1 protein-coding gene is annotated in these 1,531 nt (G+C 54.9%); it reads right to left on the bottom strand.

Going from position 1 to position 1,531, the window contains the following annotated elements:
- Positions 1 to 404 precede the first annotated feature (404 nt).
- Positions 405 to 1,442 (bottom strand): IS110 family transposase, encoded by a 1,038-nt coding sequence (locus tag YA0848_RS35300; protein ID WP_099311725.1) that lies wholly within the window; start codon positions 1,440 to 1,442, stop codon positions 405 to 407.
- Positions 1,443 to 1,531: the final 89 nt, after the last annotated feature.

Below are 1,531 nucleotides of genomic sequence, written 5' to 3' on the forward strand. Positions count from 1 at the left end.
GTGGTGAGCGGGCTTGCCCCGCGCTGGGCTGCGAAGCGGCCCCCAAACCAAGCGCCTCGGTGTGCCAGATAAAAACACAGTGTATGAAGTGGGGCTGCTTCGCAGCCCAGCGCAGGGCAAGCCTGCTCATACATGGACGCCCCCAGTATGCCAAGCACTCAATTCGTGAAAACACAGACGGGATAAGGTTGCAGCCATACATCCGGACTTTAAGTGAGGCGGTGCCTCTGTCCCTGATGGAATTCGCTGATCGGGCTCTTATCACCACAACGCGCTCGAAGCGCTGTGAGCAGGGCAGAGTTACCCGATCCCGGTCCTACCTGTCTTGCCATCACGTCATGATCGCCTGAGCAACCTTGGAAGTACTCCTTCTAACGCATCACTTTTTCATTCCACCGGGCCGGCTACGCCACCGTTACGTCGGGGGTGTAGTCGGGTCGGAACTTGGTGCCATGGGCCAATAATGCCCAGGCTATCCGGGCCGTTTTATTAGCCTGGGCAACGACAGCAACGTTGGTGTGACGACGAGCCAATAACCCCTTCAGCCAATCCGCCGAAGGATCTGTCTTGCTCTCCACCACTCGAACCATCGAGCGTGCGCCATGAATCAGCAAGGTGCGTAAATAACCATCGCCCCGTTTACTGATCCCCAACAACGTGGGCTTGCCTCCGCTGGAGTGTTGTCGCGGCACTAACCCCAACCATGCCGCCATTTGCCGACCGTTACTGAAGTTTTTCGCGTCACCCACTGACGCCACTAGCGCGGTTGCAGTGAGCGGGCCAACGCCTGGGATTTCTGCCAGGCGGCAGCTGCCTTCATTGCTGCGATGCCATTGTTGAATCTCTCGTTCCAACTCGACGACCTGTCGATCCAGCTCTTTGAAATGCTCCATCAAGCGCTGCATCAGTTGGCGTAACGATCCAGGAAGAGCGTTTTCATGATCTTCCAAAATATCCGGCAAACGCTCGACGATATGTCGAATGCCCTGAGGCAAGACCACGCCAAATTCTCCAAGGAGCCCACGAATCGAATTAGCTTGTGCCGTTCTGGCCTTTACAAACCCTTGCCGTGCGCAATGCACCGCCAAAATAGCTTGCTGCTCTACCGTCTTGATCGGCACAAAGCGCATGTTGGGCCGAGTAACGGCTTCACAGATCGCTTCTGCGTCAGCTACATCGTTTTTGTTCGACTTCACGTAGGGCTTCACAAATTGCGGAGCCATTAACTTGACCGTATGACCAAGTGCCTGCAGTTTTCTTGCCCAATAGTGGGCTCCGCCACATGCCTCCATGCCCACTAGGCAGGGCTCCAGGTTGGCAAAAAAAGGGACAACTTGCTCACGTTTAAGCCGCTTCCTTAGCGCTGTTTTTCCTTGTTGATCGATCGCGTGAAGTTGAAACACGGTTTTTGCCAAGTCAACCGAAACAGTCGTAAGCTGCATGAGGACGCTCCCTTCCGCTAAGTGTGGGTAACACTTTAACTTTGGCACATAGATGCCGTTAGGAAGGGGGCGTCCATTCCATTACCACA

Source organism: Pseudomonas sp. S4_EA_1b, assembly GCF_016307435.1.
GTDB classification, from domain to species: Bacteria; Pseudomonadota; Gammaproteobacteria; order Pseudomonadales; family Pseudomonadaceae; genus Aquipseudomonas; species Aquipseudomonas rhodesiae.